Origin of the sequence: Paraburkholderia phytofirmans OLGA172 (genome assembly GCF_001634365.1) — a bacterium.
Classification (GTDB): Bacteria; Pseudomonadota; Gammaproteobacteria; order Burkholderiales; family Burkholderiaceae; genus Paraburkholderia.
Genome location: NZ_CP014578.1, coordinates 4,055,396 through 4,072,602, shown reverse-complemented (window position 1 = coordinate 4,072,602; position 17,207 = coordinate 4,055,396). Strand labels below are relative to the sequence as shown.

Sequence of the window (17,207 nt, the reverse complement as noted above, 5' to 3'; positions counted from 1 at the left end):
TGAACAGTGCGGCCGGAGCGGGGCGCGATGCAGGAGACGTCGCGGAGCAAGGGCCTAGTGTAAACTTCGAATATGGATATTGTACTGTATGCCCTCACTGCACTCCTCTACGGCGGTCTCGCCGTGGCCGGCTGGCGCTCGCACCGGCACGCCGCCTTGCGCCCCATGCTCGAGAGCGTGCCGCCGGTGCCCGTCGCCACGCGCATGCCGGCCTCGTTAGCCGCCTCGGGCATGAGCACCTCGGGCCGCGCGCTGCTGTTTGTCGCGCTGCTCGCCCACGGCGTGCTGCTGCATACCACCATCTTTCCTCAAAACGCGATGGTGTTCGGTTTCGCGTTCGCGCTGTCGGCGATGTTCTGGCTCGGCGCCGGCATCTACTGGATCGAGAGCTTTTTCTTTCCGCTCGACGGCCTGCGCCTGCTGGTGTTGCCGCTCGCCTGCGTCGCTTCCTTATTGCCGCTGGCGTTCAATGGCGTGCGCGTGCTGCCGTATTCGGCCGCGCCAATGTTCAAGCTGCACTTCCTGATCGCCAATATCGCGTACGGTTTGTTCGCGATCGCGGCGCTGCACGCCATTCTGATGCTGCTGGTCGAGCGGCGTCTGCACGCGATGCGCGGCGGCGTGTCGCAACGGAATGTGGCTGCGGCGGGCAACGGCTGGCTGTCGAGCTGGCTCGACACACTGCCGCCGCTGCTGACGTTGGAAAAGCTGCTGTTCCGTCTGATCGGCGCCGGCTTCGTGCTGCTCACGTTGACGCTGCTCTCGGGCATCCTGTTCAGCGAGCAACTGGTCGACCGCGCTTTGCGGCTCGATCACAAGACTGTCTTCGCGATTCTTTCCTGGGTGATGTTCGGCGCGCTGCTGACCGCGCGCAAGGTTTCCGGCTGGCGCGGCCGTGCGGCATTGCGCTGGGTGCTGGCGTCGTTCGTCGCGCTGCTGCTGGCGTACGTCGGCAGCCGTTTCGTATTCGAGGTGCTGTTGCACCGTGCTGTAGTGTGAGTGTTCTGCCATGCGACAAATTTTCCTGCTGATCCTGTTGTTCATCGTCGGCCAATGGCTGGTCAAGGCGCTGCGTCGTCATGACGCGCAAGCGTCGCAACGCACGGGCGCCGGTGCGAATGGCGCCGCGGGCGCCGGCGGTGCAAGAGGCCAGAGCGGTCCGAATGGCGGCGCGCGTGGGCCCAACGCGCCGCAAGCGCAGCCGCAGCTTGCCGAGCCGATGATCCGTTGCGCCGAATGCGGCGTACACGCGCCGAAGAGCGACTCCGTGGTGGTGGCGGGGCAGCCGTTCTGCAGCGCCGCGCACGCGCAGCGTCACGGCGCGCGACCCACGGGCCGCGACGCTCGATGAGCGTCGCGTTCACCGTCGATGCCGACGGTTGGGTCAGCGCCGCACGCAAACTGCCATCGCCGAATTTCGAAGCGCGGCCCGAAGCGGCCGTGCCGACGTTGATCGTCGTGCACAACATCAGCCTGCCGCCGAACGAATTCGGCGGCACCGCAATCGCCGAACTGTTCCAGAACACGCTCGACTGCGACGCCCACCCGTACTACGACACGCATCTGCGCGGCGTGCGGGTGTCGGCGCACTTCGTGATCCATCGCGACGGCGCGCTCGAGCAATTCGTGTCCTGCAACGAGCGCGCGTGGCACGCCGGCACGTCGAGTTTTTTCGGCCGCGAGCGCTGCAATGATTTCTCGATCGGCATCGAATTGGAGGGCAGTGACACGACTGCTTTCGAAGCGGCGCAATACCGCACGCTCGGCGCACTTGTGACGGCGCTCAAGGCTCGCTATCCGGTAGAGGCGCTCGCCGGCCACTCGGACATTGCCCCCGGCCGCAAGACCGATCCAGGGCCTCATTTCGAGTGGCGGCGTCTGCAGCGCGACACCGCGTTAGCCGATCAGTACTTCCCCTATCTCAAGTTTTCCAAAACGCCGTAACGACCCTTCGCGCGACTTCGCGTGATGCGAGGAGAACAAGGCGCTGCCTTGTTCTCCGGGGAGTCCGCTTCCGGCCGCGCGATGCAAAAGTCAAGACTTCGAAAGCAAATAAATCGATTTGACCTGTCTCGAATCTCCACTATACTTGGTGCCACAAATTCAGTTTCGCACTATATCTTGTGGTGTGCTGTGCATAACCATGTGAATAACTGAGTGCACAACTGGGTGCATAAGTCAGCGGCGCCCCGCTCTCCGAGCATGGCGCCGCAAGCATTCCAGGCAACGAAAAAAATTCCTGTGGCGCGGCCGGAGAGACCACCGGCAGCATCCAGAAGCATTCAGGAAAGGGGCTCGGCTAGTGATCGCGACATACATGATGAAGACCGTTATCAATTCGAACCAGACTTCATCGCTGTCGTATCCCGCCACCCGGCTCAGCCGGCCTTTTTCCTGCACCCCATCGCTTGCGCACGCGGCGGCGCAGCGTTCGTTTTAATCCGCGGCTTTCTCCGCAACATTTCCAAGACCAGGAGCTTTGCACATGCAAACCACCGACAACGTGACGACCCGGTATGAGGGCTCACCGACTGGCCAGGCCTTCGGCCAGGCACAAGGCGCACAAGCGCTCGCGCCGCAAGTGAGCTACGCCGACTACAAGGTGATCCGTCGCAACGGCAGCGTGGTGTCGTTCGAACCGTCGAAAATCGCCATCGCCGTGACGAAGGCATTTCTGGCCGTCAACGGTGGTCAAGGCGCGGCGTCGGCGCGCGTGCGCGAACTGGTCGAGCAACTCACGCAGAACGTGGTGCGCGCACTCGTGCGCAGCCGTCCGAACGGCGGCACGTTCCATATCGAAGACATCCAGGATCAGGTCGAACTCGCGCTGATGCGCGGCGGCGAACACAACGTCGCGCGTGCGTACGTGCTGTATCGCGAGAAGCGCACCCAGGCACGCGGTCATGACGACCAGATCGTCGCCAACACGCCGGGTCTGAACGTCACCGACAACGGCGTGACGCGTCCGCTCGACATGGCTGCGCTGCGCGGCATCATCGAACTGGCTTGTTCGAACTTGGGCGACGCCGTGAGCGCCGATCCGATCATCGCGGAAACGGTCAAGAACCTGTACGACGGCGTGCCGATGAGCCAGGTCTACGACTCGGCGATCCTGGCTGCCCGCACGATGATCGAAAAGGACCCGGCATACAGCCAGGTCACCGCACGCATCCTGCTGCACACGATCCGCCGCGAAATCCTCGAAGAGGAAGTCACGCAAACGGAAATGGGCGAGCGCTACGCCGAGTACTTCCCGCAGTTCATCAAGCGCGGCGTGCAAGCCGAGCTGCTCGACGACAAGCTGCTCCAGTTCGACCTGAAGCGCCTCGGCGCCGCACTCGACAATAACCGCGACCTGCAATTCGGCTACCTCGGTCTGCAAACGCTGTACGACCGCTACTTCCTGCATCACGACGGCGTGCGCATCGAAATGCCGCAGGCATTCTTTATGCGTGTGGCGATGGGTCTGTCGCTGAACGAGATCGACCGCGAAGCGCGCGCGATCGAGTTTTACAACGTGCTGTCGAGCTTCGACTTCATGTCGTCCACGCCCACGCTGTTCAACTCGGGCACCCGCCGCTCGCAACTGTCGTCGTGCTACCTGACGACGGTCGACGACGACCTCGACGGCATCTACGAAGCACTGAAGGAAAACGCACTGCTGTCGAAGTTCGCCGGCGGCCTGGGCAACGACTGGACGCGCGTGCGTGCGCTCGGTTCACACATCAAGGGCACCAACGGCAAGTCGCAAGGCGTGGTGCCGTTCCTGAAGGTCGTCAACGACACGGCTGTCGCGGTCAACCAGGGCGGCAAGCGCAAGGGCGCGGTCTGCGCGTACCTGGAAACGTGGCACCTGGACATCGAAGAATTCCTCGAACTGCGCAAGAACACGGGCGACGACCGTCGCCGCACCCACGACATGAACACGGCGAACTGGATTCCCGACCTGTTCATGAAGCGCGTGCACGAAGGCGGCGACTGGACGCTGTTCTCGCCGTCCACCTGCCCGGATCTGCACGACAAGTTCGGCGCCGAATTCGAAACGGCTTACACGGCTTACGAAGACAAGGCCGCGCGCGGCGAGATCAAGCTGTTCAAGAAGCTGCCGGCGGCGCAACTGTGGCGCAAGATGCTGGGCATGCTGTTCGAAACCGGCCACCCGTGGATCACGTTCAAGGATCCGTGCAATGTGCGTTCGCCGCAACAGCACGTCGGCGTCGTCCACTCGTCGAACCTGTGCACGGAAATCACCCTGAACACCAGCGACGCCGAAATCGCCGTCTGCAACCTGGGCTCCGTGAACCTCGTCGCTCACCTGAAGGAACAGGCCGACGGCACGCTGGCGCTCGACCACGACAAGCTGAAGCGCACCATCAGCGTCGCGATGCGCATGCTCGACAACGTGATCGACATCAACTACTACGCGGTCGCCAAGGCGCGTAACTCGAACCTGAAGCACCGTCCGGTCGGCATGGGCATCATGGGCTTCCAGGACTGCCTGCACCTGCTGCGCACGCCGTACGCGTCGCAAGAGGCTGTCGCGTTTGCCGATACCTCGATGGAAGCGGTCTGCTACTACGCTTACTACGCGTCGACGGAACTGGCGCAAGAGCGCGGCCATTACTCCAGCTACCGCGGTTCGCTGTGGGATCGCGGCATCCTCCCGCAAGACTCGGTGAAGCTGCTGGCCGACGCGCGCGGCGGCTATGTCGAAGTCGATTCGAGCGAATCGATGGACTGGACCGAACTGCGCTCGCGCATCGCCACCTACGGCATGCGCAACTCGAACTGCGTGGCGATCGCGCCGACGGCGACGATCTCCAACATCATCGGCGTGTCCGCCTGCATCGAACCGACGTTCCAGAATCTGTATGTGAAGTCGAATCTGTCGGGCGAATTCACGGTGGTCAACGACTACCTGGTGCGCGACCTGAAGGAACGCGGTCTGTGGGACGAAGTGATGGTCGCCGACCTGAAGTACTTCGACGGCACGCTCTCGCGCATCGACCGCATCCCGGCCGACCTGCGCGCGATCTACGCGACCGCGTTCGAACTCGATCCGGTGTGGCTGGTCGAGGCGGCTTCGCGCCGTCAGAAGTGGATTGACCAGGCGCAGTCGCTGAACATCTACATGGGCGGCGCGTCGGGTAAGAAGCTCGACGAGATCTACAAGCTCGCATGGGTGCGCGGTCTGAAGACGACCTACTACCTCCGCACGATGGCGGCGACGCACGTCGAGAAGTCGACGGTGGCGCACGGCGCGTTGAACGCGGTGAGCTCGGGTGGCGGCGAAGGGTCGGGCGGCGCTGCGGGTGGCGCAGCAGGCGGCTTCGGCATGAGCGGCGGCGCAGCTTCGGGCGGCATCCGGGCAGCGGCGGCAGCGCCGGCAGTTGCAGTCGAAGCAGCGCCGGAAGCGGATGGTCCGGTATGCATGATGCGTCCGGGTGATCCTGGCTTCGACGAGTGCGAGGCTTGCCAGTAAGAGCCCTGGTAACTGCCAGGTGAGCACGAAGCAGGCGGCAGGATCGCTGCCTGGCTGAGGGTTGTAGGTAAAGACCCGCATGCGGCGATCCGCAAGCCTGATAGAAGTGATGCAGAAGTGAAGTAGACGAGCGGCGCAACGTAACGAAATCGGAAACGAAATCGACCTTGTGCCGCTCATCGAAAAGCAGCGAAGCATGGCAAGCAACTGAAGCCGTGCAGCGGCAGGCAAGTAGTAGATGAAGCAGTCAGCAGTCGGCAGCAAAGACGAGGCGCTCGACATGAAGCGCTCAGCAAACGCTCCGGCCGATGGTCGATCGACACAGCCGGCCCGATGCATCGCCCGACATTGCATTGCACTTCACCTCGCTAACACTGACGACCAGGCAACCGCGAGGCAACCGCCACGTCGGCGAGGCAGCAGGAAGCAATCGCAAATCACTGCAAGCACGCTCCGCAATACAGATAGATAGAGCAGCGAAACGTCGCTTCGACACATTGCTCTTCGAGCTCGCGAAGCACCTCGACGACACACGTTCAACACGCTTCACATGAGGCGTCGCACACAGTCTGTTGAACAAAGTGTTGTATGAACGTAGCAACGCGAATCGAAAACAGGATTTTTCATCAGCGAACTCTTTTATCGCTCGTGAAAAGATGGTACAAACCGTTCTAAATTGATGGTGACATTTATGCTCAACTGGGATGACGAGATCACTGCCGTAACTCCCTCGAGCGCTACGCAACAGAATGTGTTGCGCAACGCTGCGGGATCGGCTGTCGGTTCGCAAGTCGGAACGCGTTCCGCTCCTCACGCTCCCTCGGCTCAAGACATCTTCGCGAACGACATCGCTGTCGCTCCCGTGGCTCAAGTTGCCCACGCTGCTGCTGGAACGGCTGCCGTTTCCGAAGCGCGGGTCAATGTCGCCGACAAGCGCATCATCAACGGCCAGACCGACGTCAATCAGTTGGTGCCGTTCAAATACAAGTGGGCCTGGGAAAAGTATCTGGCTGGTTGCGCCAACCACTGGATGCCGCAAGAAGTGAACATGTCGCGCGACATCGCCCTCTGGAAAGACCCGAACGGTCTGACCGAAGACGAGCGCCGCATCGTCAAGCGCAACCTGGGCTTCTTCGTGACGGCTGACTCGCTGGCCGCCAACAACATCGTGCTGGGCACCTACCGCCACATCACGGCGCCCGAATGCCGCCAGTTCCTGCTGCGCCAGGCGTTCGAAGAGGCGATCCACACGCACGCTTACCAGTACATCGTCGAATCGCTGGGCCTCGACGAAGGCGAAATCTTCAACGCGTATCACGAGGTTTCCTCGATCCGCGCGAAAGACGAATTCCTGATTCCGTACATCCACGTGCTGACCGACCCGGCCTTCAAGACCGGCACGCTCGAGGCAGACCAGACTCTGCTGCGCTCGCTGATCGTGTTCGCATGTGTGATGGAAGGCCTGTTCTTCTACGTCGGCTTTACGCAAATCCTGGCGCTGGGCCGCCAGAACAAGATGACCGGCGCGGCGGAACAGTACCAATACATCTTGCGCGACGAGTCGATGCACTGCAACTTCGGCATCGACCTGATCAACCAGATCAAACTCGAAAACCCGCAACTCTGGACGGCTGAGTTCCGCGCGGAAATCCGCGAAATATTTCAGCAAGCGGTCGAACTTGAATATCGTTACGCAGAAGATACGATGCCGCGCGGGGTGCTCGGCCTCAATGCGTCGATGTTCAAGAGCTATCTGCGCTTCATCTGCAACCGCCGTTGCCAGCAGATCGGTCTCGATCCGCTGTACCCGAACGAGGAAAACCCGTTCCCGTGGATGAGCGAGATGATCGACCTGAAGAAGGAGCGCAACTTCTTCGAGACGCGAGTGATCGAATATCAGACTGGCGGCGCGCTGACCTGGGAGTGATCCGGTCCGAGTCGCAGATGCATTCATTTTGGGGATGCCGGCGGGCTTCGGCCGCGGCAATTTAGTTAGGAGCAGAACCGCCTGATGCAAATCGTGCCCGGTGCGCCGCGTGCCTTCGCGGCCCACAAACATGGCTGGCACTTTGCGAACCCTTCAGTGGGATGGGCAAACTTCCCCCCGGAAAAAGCCGCTGGCGTTAGCGCCAGCGGCCCGATCAAGCAATTGCCGGCGTTGAGATCCAGCGCCGACCAGATCTGGCGCGCGGTGCCCAAGGGCACGGCGCGCCTTACCGCATTCATTAGCGTAAGCGCGCAGCACCTGCGTACGCCGATGAATAGCCCGCTTCGTAGCGCGCGCCCTGAGAAGCGTCCGCGGGAAGCGGGTTTTGACGAAGGGTGGTGTTTGAACTGACTCTCATCTGAAAACCTGAAGGAGAAAATGATGGCAACTGCAAAGAAAGCGGCAGCTAAGAAACCCGCAGCAAAGAAGGCTGCGCCGGCTAAGAAGGCCGCACCGGCGAAGAAAGTCGCTGCAAAGAAAGTCGCAGTGAAGAAGGTTGCAGCGAAGAAGGCAGCACCGGCTAAGAAGGTTGCAGCGAAGAAAGCTGCTCCGGCCAAGAAGGTTGCTGCCAAGAAAGTCGCAGTGAAGAAGGTTGCGGCGAAGAAGGCAGCGCCGGCAAAGAAGGTTGCAGCGAAGAAAGCTGCTCCGGCCAAGAAGGTTGCTGCCAAGAAAGTCGCAGTGAAGAAGGTTGCAGCAAAGAAGGCTGCGCCGGCGAAGAAGGCCGCACCGGCTAAGAAGGCTGCTGCCAAGAAGGCTGCGCCTGCTAAAAAGGCTGCTGCCAAGAAAGCTGCGCCTGCGAAAAAGGCTGCGGCTAAAAAGGCTGCGCCTGCCAAGAAGGCTGCCGCGAAGAAGGCCGCTGCTCCTGCCAAGAAGGCTGCCCCTGCGAAGAAGGCTGTCGCCAAGAAGGCGGCTCCTGCTCCCGCTGCGACTGCTGTCTCGAGCGCAGCACCGGCGGCAACGGTGAAGACCGCGCTGAACCCGGCAGCGGCATGGCCGTTCCCGACGGGCAGCCGTCCGTAAGCGGTAAATGAGCGGTAGAAGTACTTCGACACGTCGTAGCCCGTGTCGATGATCGAGTAGCGCTTAAGTAGCAGCATGACCGAGCGCTACTCGGTCAGGGTCCCGTTGCCGGGTTTCTGGCGACGGGATTTTTTTTGGTTTGTCGAAGGTGCGGGCTTTGAGAAACCAGTCCAGAACCTGCAGGCGAAAAAACGCTTGCACGGCAACCATGTTGCATGGGACCGGAGTAAGTGCTCTGCATGGGACCAGAGTAAGCGCTAAAGCGCCAACTCTGGTCGACAGGGCAGGGCATGCGTTTGAGGTCGTCGCGGTGGCGCGTGAAGCGCGACCGCGCGAGAGGGGAAACCTAGTGCGTGACGCGCGTGACGCCGCCGCTGGAAAGCAGGCGGACGCGTTCGCCGGCGCGGAAGATCTCGCCGGTGGCGCTTTGGGTGATGGCGCGCATGTCGCCGTTATCGAGTCGCACGGTGATCTCGAGACCGTCGTGCACCGCGGCACCGTTCTCGACCGCATTGCCTGCCACCGCGCCAGCCAGGCCGCCGATGATGCCCGTGACGATCGAGCCGCGGCCGCCGCCGATCGCGCTGCCGGCCACCGCACCCAACGCGCCGCCGCCGATTGCGCCGAGGCCACTCGGCTGGCCGTTGTTCGAACTGATCTTCACGGCCCGAACGCTGTCGACCGTGCCCATGCGGACCGTTTCTTCGCGCTGTGCCTGCGACGCCGTGTAGACGTCGGCAGAGCTGCTGTTGTACGCACACCCCGACATGGCCAGCGAACCGGCGATCAAGGCGGCCACGACCAGGCGACTCGTTGTTCTCATTCCCTAACTCCAATAGCTTGCGGTATTACGGCAGGTCGTATCCGAACGCCTGCTTGAACCGTTCGTTGATCTCCGCCCGGCTGGGCGCGTAGTTTTGCGGGCCCTGGTGTTCGATCTTCAGCGCGCCCATCAGGCTCGCCAGGCGCCCGGTGGTCGACCAGCCGAGCTTGTTCTCGATGCCGTACAGCAAGCCGCCGCGGAACGCGTCGCCGCAACCTGTAGGATCGAGCACCTGCTGTGCCTTGACCGCCGGAATCTTTTCGATGCCGCCGGCGTGATGGATCTGCGCGCCTTGGTCGCCGAGCGTGATAATCAGCGCCTCGACCTTGCCGGCGATCTCTTCGATCGACCAATCTGTTTTGTTGCTCACCAGCTTGGCTTCGTAATCGTTGACCGCTACGTAAGTGGCAAGTTCAATCATGCGGCGCAGCGAGTCGCCATCGAACAGCGGCAAACCTTGGCCCGGATCGAAGATAAACGGCACACCGGCCGCTGCCAGATGCTCGGAATGCTGGATCATGGCGTCGTAACCGTCTGGCCCGACGATGCCGAGCGTGATGCCCTTCGCTTCGTCGGCGCGGTTCAAGTGCGCCTGCATCATCGCACCCGGGTGGAACGCCGTGATCTGATTGTTTTCGAGGTCGGTGGTGATCATCGCCTGGGCCGAGTAGGTGTCCGGCACCACGAGCACGTTTTCCGTCGACAGGCCGAGCTGCTTGAAGCGGTCCATGTAGAGCTGGGCGTCCACCGCGCCGAGCGTCCCCATGATGCGCGCATGGCCGCCGAGCAGATGCAGCGAGTAGGCGATATTGCCCGCGCAGCCGCCGAACTCGCGGCGCATCGTCGGCACGAGGAAGCTCACGTTCAGAATGTGGACCTGCTCCGGCAGGATGTGCTCCCGAAAGCGGCCTTCGAAGGTCATGATGTTGTCGTAAGCGAGCGAACCGCAAATCAGCGTAGCCAAGGCGAGCGTTCCTGTAAAAATCGATAAAGAGAATGGGCGCTACGATGTGACAGCGCCGCGCATGAAGCGCGGCGCCGAGGTTCGTGCGCGAAGGTTTTACTTCAGCGCGGCGAGTGCTGCGTCGTAGTTCGGCTCGTTCTTGATTTCGCCGACCAGCTCAGCGTGCACGACCTTGTCGTTCTCGTCGACGACCACCACGGCGCGTGCCGTCAGACCCGCCAGCGGGCCGCTCGTCACGTCGACGCCGTAGGCCTGCGCGAACTCATGGCCGCGGAACGTGGACGCCGTCACGACGTTCTCGATGCCTTCGGTCGTGCAGAAGCGCGATGCGGCAAACGGCAGGTCGCCCGACACGACGATCACGGCCGTGTTGCTCAGCTTGGCTGCAGCCTCGTTGAACTTGCGGGTCGACGTGGCGCAGGTCGGCGTGTCGAGGCTCGGGACGATATTCAGCACCTTGCGCTTGCCGGCGAAGTCGGCCAGCGACAGCGGCTTCAGATCCTTGCCGACCAGCGAGAAGGCGGGGGCATTCTGGCCCACGCTCGGGAACGTGCCGGCTACTTCGATCGGGTTGCCACCCAGCGTAACTTGACTCATGTTGTCGTGCTCCGAAAATTCGTCAGTAATGACGGTGAACACGCCCGGTCAGTGCCGGGCGCGCGAGGGTGCGTTACGGATAAAAAATCTGTACGCGGAAATTGGACGCGACCGCATTGCCCGTGTCGAGATGGACGATCATGGTCTGGGTCGTGTGCGCCGGCAGGCCGGCTGCAATCGGCGTGCCGGGCGCGACGTAGTCTTGCGGCCACAGCACGCGGCGCACCGCGACATTGTTCTGGTCGTCGAGTAGCGTGAGCTCGATGGCCGGGTAGGCCAGCGCAATATTGAAGCGGTTGCGCAGCGGCATCTTCAGTTCGAGCTTGTGCGGGCCGTCGATCTGCCGCAGATCGGAAGGCTCGACCTGCAGACCGTCAATGTCGTGCGGCGGCGTGATCTGGCAGCCGAGCTGCGCGCAGGCCTTTGCATAGAGCGTCTGCGAGCGTGGGAAGTAGATCTGCACAGTTTCGCGTTGCCACCAGGCGAGTTGCGCGAGCAGGGCGATAACCAGCAGCGTTGCGGCCACCGAGCCGGAAATGATCCAGCCGAGGTGGCGCGGTTCGGCCGGGCGCGTTTCACGCACCACCGGGAAGGGATCGGCGCCGTCATGCACCGGCTTGACCGCGAAGGGTTCGCCGCTCGATCCAAAGGTGGCTGTGCCCGGGCCGCCCGCACCTGAGCCGAGGCCTGCGCCGAGGCCGCCGGCGCCAGCCGCACCCAAGCCGGCCCCACCTGAGCCAGCCCCACCTGAGCCGGCCGCGCCAAAATACGGCTCATTATCAGGAATGCCATGCAAGGGGGGCGGCTCCTTCAGAACCTGTTCGTCGGCATCAGAGGGATGTTCAGAAGGGCGCTCGGTCTTGTGCCAGACCCGTGGTGCTTCCTCCGCAGCCGGATTGGCCTCGTGAGCGAAAGGCTCGCGCGGCACGTCGGCGGGTGCGTCGGTCTCGTAAGCGAACGGGGTGCGTGGCGCGTCCGCGAGAATGGGTTCGTTGTCGGGAGGAGTCGGCCTGGTGAAGGCGCTCGCCGGCAGTTCCGGCTCGGTAGCATGACGCGGCGTGACCGCGACGCCTGCGCCGGTGGAGACCGGCGGAGCCGGCAGATTGCGGGCGTTGTGAAGCAGGCGGTTGTCGATCGCGGCGTCGGGCGCCGCTGCCCACGGGTTCCATGCCTCGGCGCTGAAATCAGGGTCTTTGGGGCGTACACCGGACAAAGCCTCGATCGCAGCCGCTGCGGCAACCGGCTTGGCGGTGGAAAAATCGCCGTCCTCGTTCAGTTCGAACAGGCTGCTCGACGCGTCGAATGTTTCATGGCACTGCCCGCAGCGCACGAGGCCGCGGCGCAGCGCGAGCTGCGCCGGTTGCAGGCGGAAGACGGTTTCGCAGAAGGGGCAACGCGTTGCCAGGAGCATATTGAGCCGGTAAGCCGAGAGGCTGTTGATTGGACAATACGCCCTATTCTAATGGCTTTCGCGGCGTGTTCCCGTGAGACATACCCAACCTTCGTGTTCGCGCCATACGCCGATGTCGATCCATCGTGCATAGACCTGCGCCACTTCGTCCGCCTGGCGCGCCAGGATGCCTGACAGCGCGATCCGGCCGCCCGGCTTGACCTTCGACGACAGCATCGACGCCATCAGCTTGAGCGGATTGGACAGGATATTGGCGACCACGATATCGAATTCGCCGGTGGGGCATTCGTCGGGCAAGCCGTACGTGACTTCCGCCCGGTTGCGCTCGCTGTTGTGACGCGCCGATTCGACCGCTTGCGGGTCGATATCGATGCCATACACCGGATTGGCGCCGCACTTTCTGGCGAGGATCGCGAGGATGCCCGAGCCGCAGCCGTAGTCGAGAACGGATTGCTCCGGCTTCACCGATTGCTCCAGCCATTCCATACACAGACGTGTAGTGGGATGGCTGCCGGTTCCAAATGCGAGGCCAGGATCGAGTTCCAGCACGAGAGCGTCGGGGTCCGGTGCATCGTGCCACGAGGGCACGACCCAGATGCGCTCGCCGATTGGAATCGGATCGAATTGAGACTGTGTGAGACGTACCCAATCCTGCTCTTCGACTTCGCGCACGGTGAACGAAGGTGCGGGGTCGAGGCCCAGCTCATTGGCCGCCGCGGTGAGCAGCACCGCCGGCTCGTGTTCCGGTGCGAGCAGCGCGATCACCCGCGAACGCTGCCACGCCGTGCGATCCGGCGTGAGACCGGGCTCGCCGAACAGCGGCTGCTCGTCGGGCGTGTCGGCGTCTGCATCTTCAACCGATACGGACAGCGCGCCCAACTCGAGCAGCGCGTCGGAGAACTCCTCCGCGTGCTCGCGTGCCAGCTCGGCGATCAGTTCCCGGTAGCTCATGACTTACGCTTCTTCCGGCGCGGCCTGCTGCTTCGCGGCCAACCGGTTTTCGAGGTAATGAATGCTGGTGCCGCCTTCGACGAACTTCGCGTCCAGCATCAGCTCGCGGTGCAGCGGGATGTTGGTCTGAATGCCTTCGACCACCATTTCCGACAACGCGATGCGCATCCGCTTGATCGCTTGCTCGCGCGTTGCGCCGTAAGCGATCAGCTTGCCGATCATCGAATCATAGTTCGGCGGCACGAAATAGCCATTGTAGGCGTGCGAATCGACGCGGATGCCGGGGCCGCCCGGCATATGCCACGACGTCAAACGTCCCGGCGACGGCGTGAATTTGAACGGATCTTCTGCATTGATCCGGCATTCGATCGCATGACCCTTGAACACGATGTCGCGCTGACGGAAGGCGAGCTTCTCGCCCGCTGCGATGCGGATCTGTTCCTGCACGATGTCGACGCCGGTGATCAGCTCGGTCACCGGATGCTCGACCTGCACGCGCGTGTTCATTTCGATGAAGTAGAACTCGCCGTTTTCGTACAGGAATTCGAACGTGCCCGCGCCGAGGTAGCCCATCTTCTTGCAGGCGTCCGCGCAACGATCGCCGATGCGTTCGATCAGGCGCCGCGCGATGCCTGGCGCCGGCGCTTCTTCGATCACTTTCTGGTGACGGCGCTGCATCGAGCAATCGCGCTCGCCCAGCCAGATCGCGTTCTTGAACGAATCCGCCAGGATCTGGATTTCGACGTGCCGCGGGTTCTCCAGGTATTTCTCCATGTAGACCTGCGGGTTGCCGAAGGCACGGCCGGCTTCTTCGCGCGTCATGTTGACCGCGTTGACCAGCGCCGCTTCGGTGTGGACCACGCGCATGCCGCGACCACCGCCGCCGCCGGAGGCTTTGATGATCACCGGATAGCCGACCTGGCGGGCAATCTTCACGATCTCTTTCGGATCTTCCGGCAATGCGCCTTCAGAACCCGGCACGCAAGGCACGCCGGTTTTGATCATGGTTTGCTTGGCCGTCACCTTGTCGCCCATCATCCGGATCGTTTCCGGGCGCGGGCCGATAAAGGTGAAGCCGGACTGCTCGACGCGCTCGGCGAAGTCGGCGTTTTCCGACAGGAAGCCGTAGCCGGGGTGGATCGCTTCGGCGTCCGTCACTTCTGCCGCGCTGATCAGCGCCGGCATGTTCAGGTAGCTCAGATTCGAAGGCGCCGGGCCGATACAGACCGCCTCGTCCGCGAGCTTCACGTACTTGGCTTCCTTGTCGGCTTCCGAATAGACGACGACCGTCTTGACGCCCAGTTCGCGGCAGGCGCGCTGGATACGAAGCGCGATCTCGCCACGATTGGCAATGAGGATTTTTTCAAACATAGCGGATTTTCGACTCATCAATAGGCGCCTGGTTGGTCACAATACAGGCTGCCCCAGAGGATCGGTCGCGCGCCTCGGGAGGGCAGGCGCGCGGGCGGCAGGCGCAAAAAAAGCGCAAAGCGTGCCGCGTTAGCCGACCACGAACAACGGTTGGCCGTACTCGACCGCCTGACCGTTTTCGACGAGGATTTCCTTCACCACGCCGGACTTGTCCGACTCGATTTCGTTGAGCAGTTTCATCGCTTCGATGATGCAGATCGTCTGGCCTTCCTTGACCGTGTCGCCCACCTGGACGAACGGCTCGGCGCCCGGCGAAGGCGCGCGGTAGAAGGTGCCGACCATCGGCGAGGTCACCACGTGGCCTTGCGGCGCGACGGCGGCCGGCGTAGCCGGGGCGCCCACAGCAGCGGCCGGTGCTTCGCCGCCCGGCAACGGGGCCGGCTGGGCATATTGCGGGGCATACGAAGCGGACGGTTGTACGTAAACCGGCGGCGCATTCTTGACGATGCGGACCTTGCCTTCGCCTTCGGTCACTTCGAGTTCGGAAATACCGGACTCCGAGACGAGGTCGATCAGAGTTTTCAGTTTACGTAGATCCATTAGAAGCCCCTTTCAATGCGTAAGGTGCCGGCGCGTACGCAGCCGGCGCAAATTAGACGTGTTTTGGAATCAGCCGCGCGACGAGCCAGCGGACAGCCGGTCGAGCGCGAATTCGAGCGCGTACAGATATCCCTTCCAGCCGAGGCCGCAAATCACGCCCTCTGCCTGGTCGGAGAAATACGAGTGATGCCGGAACGGTTCGCGGCGATGTACGTTCGACAGATGAATCTCGACGAACGGGATGCCGACCCCCGCCAGTGCGTCCCGAATGGCCACGCTGGTGTGCGTGTACGCGGCGGGATTAATCAGTATGAAATCGGTTTTTTCAGTTCGCGCGGATTGGATACGATCGACGAGAGCGCCTTCATGATTGCTCTGGAACGACGCGAGTTCAACGCCTGCGTCCGCTGCGCGATCCGCCAGTGCCTGATCGATCTGCGGTAACGTCACCCGGCCGTAGACCTCAGGTTCCCGGGTGCCGAGAAGGTTGAGGTTGGGGCCGTGCAGTACCAGCAGTCGCGTCATGGTCGCTTCTTTTTCCGTGGAATTGGGCGCACTTTAGCGCTGATTAGAGAAACTTGTCTAGTTTCCTGCGCGTTGGAAACGATCCTGGCGACCTTTTGCCGCTTCTCCGGACGCCCATCTTCTCTCAAATTCGAGCAAATTGCGCGCAATTTCGCGCCTTTTGCCCCTATCTGATCGTCAAGAGAATGTGAAATTTAGAGCGCGTCGAGCGTCTGTTTCAGCGCTTGCGGGTCGATTTGCCCTAATTTTGTCGAGCGAATGTTGCCCTTTGCGTCGATTACTACGGTAAAGGGCAGGCCACCGGCGGTATTGCCGAACGCGCGAGCGAGGTCGGCGCCGCCGAACCCGGTTACATAGACCGGGTAGGCTACTTTCACCTTCTGCAGGAACGCCTGAACGTTTTTATCCGAATCAACGCCAAGTCCCACGAACTGGATCCCTTTCTTCGCATATTCGCGCTGAAGCTGCGAAAGAGCCGGCATCTCTTCGACGCACGGTCCGCACCACGACGCCCAGAAGTTGACGACGACCGGATGACCTTTAAGCAAACTGAGCGATTGCGGCTTGCCGTCGACGTTCGTGACGGGCGCGGCCCAAAGTTGCTCAACCGGGTTTTGCGTGAAACCGGGTTGCGACGCGTGGGCGAGTTCCGGGCCGCCATTTAGCCAATGATTGGTCAGCACCCCGCCGCCCGCAGCGGCGATCGCGACAAGCGCGCCGGCCAGAATCCGTTTCGTATTCATTCCAGGTCTGTCTAATTGGTTGAAGGGGTGACGTCGCTACTGTCGAGCAGCGCCTGAACCGCCTGCTGATTCGCCCGGGCAGTGCGGCCGCGCGCATCGGCCCGTACCGCGCCGCGCAAGTCGTCGGTCTCGTACAAGGCGACGTGGATGCCGGCCGGCTCCGCATCGCGCCCTTCGTTTGTGGGACGCCAGAGGAAGCTCAGCGTCTCGACGTAGCCGCGACCGGCAAAATGCCGCGTTTCCGAAACGTCATACTGGATGTTGGCGTTCAGAAAGTAGATCGCGACTTCTTTCGGGTTGTCGCAGAACACCTGAAGGTGAATATCCGAATGTTCGCCGGCTGTGCCGCCGAGCACCGCGCCGGTCAGATACGGGTTGAACGGCGCGAGCCGCTCCATCCAGTCGATCGCAATGCGGCGTAGGCGCCGTAACAGCGCCGGCTGGCTGTCACCCTGGAAAAGCGATTGATATTCACGGATTTCTTCTTCGATCTGGTCGTTATCCGGCAGCCATTCGCCGGCAACACGACTCTCGCCGACTACCTGCCGTGCCGCTTTACGCTTGGCCGTTGCGTAGTCCAGACCGTCTTCAGCGATCATCCGGGCAGCCGCGATGGCGATTTCCTCGCGCACGCGCTGCGGATCGAAATGTGATTTGCGAACCATCTCTCAATCATACTAGAGATTGATGACAGTCCTTTCCGGGCGGCGCGCGCCCGGTGCTTTGCGTGGGC

Annotated in this window: 17 protein-coding genes; 7 read left to right on the top strand and 10 right to left on the bottom strand. The window is 62.3% G+C overall.

Features of this window, described 5'->3' with window-relative positions; genetic code table 11:
• Positions 1–72 precede the first annotated feature (72 nt).
• The 7 genes from AYM40_RS17900 (at position 73) to AYM40_RS17870 (ending at position 8,489) form a co-directional block, all read left to right on the top strand.
• Positions 73–999: a cytochrome C assembly family protein gene (locus tag AYM40_RS17900; protein WP_063497386.1), complete on the top strand. Its 927-nt coding sequence runs from the start codon at positions 73–75 to the stop codon at positions 997–999.
• 10 nt (positions 1,000–1,009) lie between these two features.
• Entirely contained in the window at positions 1,010–1,351 is a 342-nt protein-coding gene (locus AYM40_RS17895; protein ID WP_063497385.1) for a PP0621 family protein, read from the top strand.
• Complete coding sequence (gene ampD / locus AYM40_RS17890; protein ID WP_063497384.1) at positions 1,348–1,944, top strand: 1,6-anhydro-N-acetylmuramyl-L-alanine amidase AmpD; 597 nt, start codon at positions 1,348–1,350, stop codon at positions 1,942–1,944. The genes AYM40_RS17895 and ampD overlap by 4 nt, the downstream gene beginning before the upstream one ends.
• Positions 1,945–2,485: 541 nt before the next feature.
• On the top strand, positions 2,486–5,482 hold the full coding sequence (locus AYM40_RS17885; protein WP_063497383.1) for a ribonucleoside-diphosphate reductase subunit alpha: 2,997 nt from the start codon (positions 2,486–2,488) through the stop codon (positions 5,480–5,482).
• A 691-nt stretch (positions 5,483–6,173) separates the two neighbouring features.
• Positions 6,174–7,409, top strand: coding sequence for a ribonucleotide-diphosphate reductase subunit beta (locus AYM40_RS17880; protein ID WP_063497382.1), 1,236 nt, complete (start codon positions 6,174–6,176; stop codon positions 7,407–7,409).
• 84 nt (positions 7,410–7,493) lie between these two features.
• A complete protein-coding gene (locus tag AYM40_RS17875) occupies positions 7,494–7,820 on the top strand; it encodes a hypothetical protein (protein WP_063497381.1) in 327 nt (108 codons plus the stop codon).
• 30 nt (positions 7,821–7,850) lie between these two features.
• Positions 7,851–8,489, top strand: coding sequence for a histone H1-like DNA-binding protein (locus AYM40_RS17870; RefSeq protein WP_063497380.1), 639 nt, complete (start codon positions 7,851–7,853; stop codon positions 8,487–8,489).
• Between the two features lie 346 nt (positions 8,490–8,835).
• Here the strand turns inward: AYM40_RS17870 and AYM40_RS17860 are convergent, their stop codons facing one another.
• The 10 genes from AYM40_RS17860 to AYM40_RS17815 form a co-directional block, all read right to left on the bottom strand.
• The gene (locus tag AYM40_RS17860) at positions 8,836–9,312 is read right to left on the bottom strand and encodes a glycine zipper 2TM domain-containing protein (protein ID WP_063497378.1); all 477 of its coding nucleotides are present in this window, start codon (positions 9,310–9,312) and stop codon (positions 8,836–8,838) included.
• A 25-nt stretch (positions 9,313–9,337) separates the two neighbouring features.
• Positions 9,338–10,276 carry a carbohydrate kinase family protein gene (locus tag AYM40_RS17855; protein ID WP_063497377.1) on the bottom strand — a complete coding sequence of 313 codons (939 nt, stop codon included), beginning with the start codon at positions 10,274–10,276 and terminating at the stop codon, positions 9,338–9,340.
• A 96-nt stretch (positions 10,277–10,372) separates the two neighbouring features.
• Complete coding sequence (gene tpx / locus AYM40_RS17850; protein ID WP_063498092.1) at positions 10,373–10,873, bottom strand: thiol peroxidase; 501 nt, start codon at positions 10,871–10,873, stop codon at positions 10,373–10,375.
• Positions 10,874–10,946: 73 nt separating this feature from the next.
• Complete coding sequence (locus AYM40_RS17845) at positions 10,947–12,284, bottom strand: zinc-ribbon and DUF3426 domain-containing protein (RefSeq protein ID WP_063497376.1); 1,338 nt, start codon at positions 12,282–12,284, stop codon at positions 10,947–10,949.
• A gap of 48 nt (positions 12,285–12,332) precedes the next feature.
• Complete coding sequence (prmA, locus tag AYM40_RS17840; RefSeq protein ID WP_063497375.1) at positions 12,333–13,235, bottom strand: 50S ribosomal protein L11 methyltransferase; 903 nt, start codon at positions 13,233–13,235, stop codon at positions 12,333–12,335.
• Between the two features lie 3 nt (positions 13,236–13,238).
• Entirely contained in the window at positions 13,239–14,606 is a 1,368-nt protein-coding gene (gene accC / locus AYM40_RS17835; RefSeq protein ID WP_063497374.1) for an acetyl-CoA carboxylase biotin carboxylase subunit, read from the bottom strand.
• A 129-nt stretch (positions 14,607–14,735) separates the two neighbouring features.
• Positions 14,736–15,206, bottom strand: a complete 471-nt coding sequence (accB, locus tag AYM40_RS17830) for an acetyl-CoA carboxylase biotin carboxyl carrier protein (RefSeq protein WP_063497373.1) — start codon at positions 15,204–15,206, stop codon at positions 14,736–14,738.
• Between the two features lie 69 nt (positions 15,207–15,275).
• Positions 15,276–15,731 (bottom strand): type II 3-dehydroquinate dehydratase, encoded by a 456-nt coding sequence (gene aroQ, locus AYM40_RS17825; RefSeq protein ID WP_063497372.1) that lies wholly within the window; start codon positions 15,729–15,731, stop codon positions 15,276–15,278.
• Between the two features lie 194 nt (positions 15,732–15,925).
• A complete protein-coding gene (locus tag AYM40_RS17820) occupies positions 15,926–16,474 on the bottom strand; it encodes a TlpA family protein disulfide reductase (RefSeq protein WP_063497371.1) in 549 nt (182 codons plus the stop codon).
• A gap of 11 nt (positions 16,475–16,485) precedes the next feature.
• The gene (locus AYM40_RS17815; RefSeq protein ID WP_063497370.1) at positions 16,486–17,139 is read right to left on the bottom strand and encodes a hypothetical protein; all 654 of its coding nucleotides are present in this window, start codon (positions 17,137–17,139) and stop codon (positions 16,486–16,488) included.
• Positions 17,140–17,207 lie beyond the last annotated feature (68 nt).